General features: G+C 68.9%; 7 protein-coding genes and 1 pseudogene. 6 read left to right on the top strand and 2 right to left on the bottom strand.

Annotation, left to right across the window (positions count from 1 at the left end; translation table 11 throughout):
• The 3 genes and pseudogenes from VED21_RS09460 to VED21_RS09470 form a co-directional block, all read left to right on the top strand.
• Positions 1–584: pseudogene (locus tag VED21_RS09460) on the top strand (phosphoribosylamine--glycine ligase); the annotation flags it as partial.
• 39 nt (positions 585–623) lie between these two features.
• Positions 624–920 carry a nucleotidyltransferase family protein gene (locus VED21_RS09465; RefSeq protein WP_324882094.1) on the top strand — a complete coding sequence of 99 codons (297 nt, stop codon included), beginning with the start codon at positions 624–626 and terminating at the stop codon, positions 918–920.
• Positions 917–1,267: a DUF86 domain-containing protein gene (locus tag VED21_RS09470; protein ID WP_324882095.1), complete on the top strand. Its 351-nt coding sequence runs from the start codon at positions 917–919 to the stop codon at positions 1,265–1,267. Before VED21_RS09465 ends, VED21_RS09470 begins: the two co-directional genes overlap by 4 nt.
• A gap of 7 nt (positions 1,268–1,274) precedes the next feature.
• Here the strand turns inward: VED21_RS09470 and VED21_RS09475 are convergent, their stop codons facing one another.
• On the bottom strand, positions 1,275–1,475 hold the full coding sequence (locus tag VED21_RS09475) for a hypothetical protein (protein WP_324882096.1): 201 nt from the start codon (positions 1,473–1,475) through the stop codon (positions 1,275–1,277).
• A gap of 249 nt (positions 1,476–1,724) precedes the next feature.
• On the opposite strand from VED21_RS09475, the gene VED21_RS09480 reads away from it, so the two are divergent.
• A complete protein-coding gene (locus VED21_RS09480) occupies positions 1,725–1,928 on the top strand; it encodes a hypothetical protein (RefSeq protein ID WP_324882097.1) in 204 nt (67 codons plus the stop codon).
• A gap of 11 nt (positions 1,929–1,939) precedes the next feature.
• Here VED21_RS09480 and VED21_RS09485 read toward each other — a convergent pair whose 3' ends face one another.
• Positions 1,940–2,380: a nucleoside deaminase gene (locus tag VED21_RS09485; RefSeq protein ID WP_324882100.1), complete on the bottom strand. Its 441-nt coding sequence runs from the start codon at positions 2,378–2,380 to the stop codon at positions 1,940–1,942.
• 138 nt (positions 2,381–2,518) lie between these two features.
• On the opposite strand from VED21_RS09485, the gene VED21_RS09490 reads away from it, so the two are divergent.
• Together VED21_RS09490 and VED21_RS09495 are read left to right on the top strand one after the other, a co-directional pair.
• Positions 2,519–2,728, top strand: coding sequence for a dodecin (locus tag VED21_RS09490; RefSeq protein WP_324882098.1), 210 nt, complete (start codon positions 2,519–2,521; stop codon positions 2,726–2,728).
• A 38-nt stretch (positions 2,729–2,766) separates the two neighbouring features.
• Positions 2,767–3,383: pseudouridine synthase (locus VED21_RS09495; protein ID WP_324882099.1), on the top strand; the 617-nt coding region annotated here is incomplete at its 3' end.

A 3,383-nucleotide genomic window follows, 5' to 3' on the forward strand; every position in this document is an offset into this window, starting at 1 on the left:
GCGCTGACCCCGGCCCTGCAGGACCAGGTGATGCGCGAGATCGTGCTGCCCACGGTCAAGGGCATGGCGGCCGAGGGCTGCCCGTTCACCGGCGTGCTGTTCGCCGGCCTGATGATCGTCGATGGCCCGGACGGGGTGAAGATCCCCAAGACGCTGGAGTTCAACGTCCGCTTCGGCGACCGGAATGCCAGACGCTGATGATGCGCCTGAAGTCCGACGCGCTGGCGGCCCTGGTCGCGGCGGTCGACGGCCAACTGAAGCACTTCGACGTGCGCTGGCACGACGCCACGGCGCTGTGCGTCGTCATGGCCGCCAACGGCTACCCCGGCGATTACGTGAAGAACACCGAGATCCGGGGCCTGGACGCCGTCGGCGCGGTGGAGGGCGTGACGGTGTTCCACGCCGGCACCAAGCGCGCGGACGACGGCCGCGTGCTGTCCACCGGCGGCCGCGTGCTGGGCGTTACCGCCACGGGCGCCACGGTGGCCGAGGCGCAGGCGCGCGCCTACAAGGCCGTGGACGCCCTCGACTGGCCGGACGGCTTCTGCCGCCGCGACATCGGGTGGCGGGCGGTCGGGCGGTAGGGGCTTCGCCGCCGGCACCGGTGGCGCTATATTCTCGGCATGGCATTGGCGTTCCAACTGCCGGCCGGCGTGACGGCCGATGTCCTGAAAGTGCTGGCGGCCCGATACGGGGCGCGGAACCTCCGCGTTTTCGGTTCTCGGGCTGCCGGGACGGCGCGCCCGGACAGCGATCTCGACCTTATGGTCGATCTGGAGGCCGGCCGCGACCTGTTCGACCTTGTCGACCTCAAGCAGGCGCTGGAAGAGCGGGTTGGCGCGCGCGTCGACGTCGTGACGGAGGGCGCGCTATCGCCGTACATGCGCGGCCAAATTCTTGCGACGGCACGGCCTCTATGAACCCCGATGTCGCGTACCTGGAGCACATAGCCGAGGCGATTCGCCGGATCCAGACCTATACCACGGGTGGTCGCAGAGCGTTCGAAGCCGACCTCCTCACCCAGGATGGGGTAATCCGCAACCTCGAAGTCATTGGTGAGGCAACCAGGCGGCTGTCGGCGAATTTGCGGCGGCGCTATCCGGAGGTGCCTTGGCAGAGAATGGCCGCAATGAGGGACGTGCTCATCCACAACTATCTCGGCGTTGACCTGCGTCTTGTCTGGGACGCCGTCGAGCACCGCTTGCCGGAGGTTCAGGCGCAGATCGACGCCATTCGTGCCATCATGGCCGGACAAGACAGCGCCTGATCGCTCATCACCCGCACGCCGCGCAGGCCGGGGCCGCTTCCGGCCGGATGAAGCGCTGCACGAACTCCTGCGCCTCGGCGTCCGACGCGGCGGTGTTGGTGCGCTGGTAGAGCTGGGCGGCCTTCACCACGGCGGTGTCGTGGCCGTATTTCGTGGCGTTCTGCTGGTACGCCTTGATCAGGAAGCAGCCTTCCGCGCTCGCGCACATGATCGCCTCGATCCCGGTTCCGTTTCGCCGACGGCACCGACGCTGCGTCGTTTGCCGATCGCTGGCAACCCCAACGAATGTGCGGGTATGCAGTTTTGACCTGGATCAACGTGCTGGCCGATTGTCGCTTGTTGGTTGCGGTGCAGCACGCGATGTCGCGTGACAACATGTCGCACAGCCGGTATTCTGCCTTCGCCGATCTGCAACGGACCCGATCCGCAAGGGACACAACGGACTAAGGCGATCGACATGGCGTTGTGCAGCGATACCCAGGCCCGTCCCCCGGCGGCCTGTCTCCGTACGGCGGGGGCGGCGCCGGTGCTCAAGTGCGCGGAATGCGCGGATTTCCGTCAGGGCGTGTGCCGCGGGCGGGATGGGCGCGTGCCTGTCCAGGTGTTCCTGGCCTGCCTGTTCCTCGGCCTGATCGTGCTGAGCGCGTCGCTCTATTCCTAATTCCTGACGCTCTATTCCTGACGGCGGTCGCGGAAGAACCCTTTCAGCAGGCCGGCGGCCCGCGTCTCGCCGATGCCGCCATAGACGTCCGGTGCGTGGTGGCAGGTCGGCTGGGTGTAGAAGCGCGGCCCGTGCTCCACCGCGCCTCCCTTCGGATCGTAGGCGCCGAAATAGACCCGGCGCAGCCGCGCGAAGCTGATGGCGGCGGCGCACAGCGCGCACGGCTCCAGCGTCACGTACAGGTCGCAGTCGGGCAGGCGCGGTTCGCCGCGCACCGCGCACGCGGCGCGGATGGCCAGCACCTCGGCGTGCGCGGTGGGGTCGTTCAGTTCCTCCGTGCGGTTGCCGGCGCGGCCCAGCACGACGCCGCTGGCGGTGTCCACCACCACCGCACCCACCGGCACCTCGCCGCGCGCGGCGGCGGCCTCGGCTTCGGCGAACGCCAAGTCCATAAAGGTCGGTTCCATGTAGCTCGGTTCACTCATGCCACGCAGCCTGTCGGGCCAACCCGATTGCGTCAAGGCGCCCGGTTGATCCCGGCGGCGTTCCACCACAAGCTTGCATGCACCATCCACATGAGGAGCCGTGCCATGGAAAACCACGTCTACAAGAAGGTTGAGATCGTCGGCACCTCCGACACCTCGATCGACGACGCGATCCGCAACGGCATCGACCGCGCGGCGAAGACGCTGAAGCACGTCGACTGGTTCGAGGTGGGCGAGATCCGCGGCAACGTGCGCGGCGGGGCCGTGGCGCAGTTCCAGGTCGTGATGAAGGTGGGCTTCCGGCTTGAGGAGTGAGTTGCGGGCCGGGCCGCTAGGCCCTATGGTCCGTGCCCATGGACACCCCTTCCACCGACAACCGCACGCCGCCCGAGACCGCCTCCGACGACGCCTCGGGCGGCGAGCGCATCGCCAAGCGGCTGGCGCGCGCCGGCCTGTGTTCGCGCCGTGACGCGGAGCGCTGGATCGCCGACGGCCGCGTCGAGGTCAACGGCCGCACGCTGAACAGCCCCGCCTTCGTGGTGAAGCCCGGCGACATCGTGATCGTCGACGGCAAACTGGTGCCGGAGCCGGAGCCGGCCCGCCTGTGGCGCTACCACAAGCCGGCCGGGCTGGTCACCACCGCCCGCGACGAGAAGGGCCGCGCCACCGTCTTCGACAGGCTGCCGCCGGGCATGCCGCGCGTCGTCTCGGTCGGCCGCCTGGACCTGACCACCGAGGGGCTGCTGCTGCTGACCAACGACGGCGAGCTGGCGCGCTTCCTGGAACTGCCGGCCACCGGCTGGACACGGCGCTACCGCGTGCGCGTGCACGGCACGGTGGACGAGGTGCGGCTGGCCGGCCTCATCAAGGGTGTCACCATCGACGGCGTGCAGTACGGCCCGATCGAGGCGATCCTCGACCGCGTGCAGGGCTCCAACGCCTGGCTGCCGGTCGCCATCAAGGAAGGCAA

The organism is Azospirillum sp. (assembly GCF_035627195.1).
In the GTDB taxonomy this organism is placed as follows: Bacteria; Pseudomonadota; Alphaproteobacteria; order Azospirillales; family Azospirillaceae; genus Azospirillum.

Bases quoted from the DNA above. Each gene is read 5' to 3' on its own strand.
- VED21_RS09485 (WP_324882100.1), bottom strand. From the start codon at position 2,380: ATGGACTTGGCGTTCGCCGAAGCCGAGGCCGCCGCCGCGCGCGGCGAG.
- VED21_RS09480 (WP_324882097.1), top strand. From the start codon at position 1,725: ATGGCGTTGTGCAGCGATACCCAGGCCCGTCCCCCGGCGGCCTGTCTC.
- VED21_RS09470 (WP_324882095.1), top strand. From the start codon at position 917: ATGAACCCCGATGTCGCGTACCTGGAGCACATAGCCGAGGCGATTCGC.
- VED21_RS09475 (WP_324882096.1), bottom strand. From the start codon at position 1,475: ATGTGCGCGAGCGCGGAAGGCTGCTTCCTGATCAAGGCGTACCAGCAG.
- VED21_RS09490 (WP_324882098.1), top strand. From the start codon at position 2,519: ATGGAAAACCACGTCTACAAGAAGGTTGAGATCGTCGGCACCTCCGAC.
- VED21_RS09465 (WP_324882094.1), top strand. From the start codon at position 624: ATGGCATTGGCGTTCCAACTGCCGGCCGGCGTGACGGCCGATGTCCTG.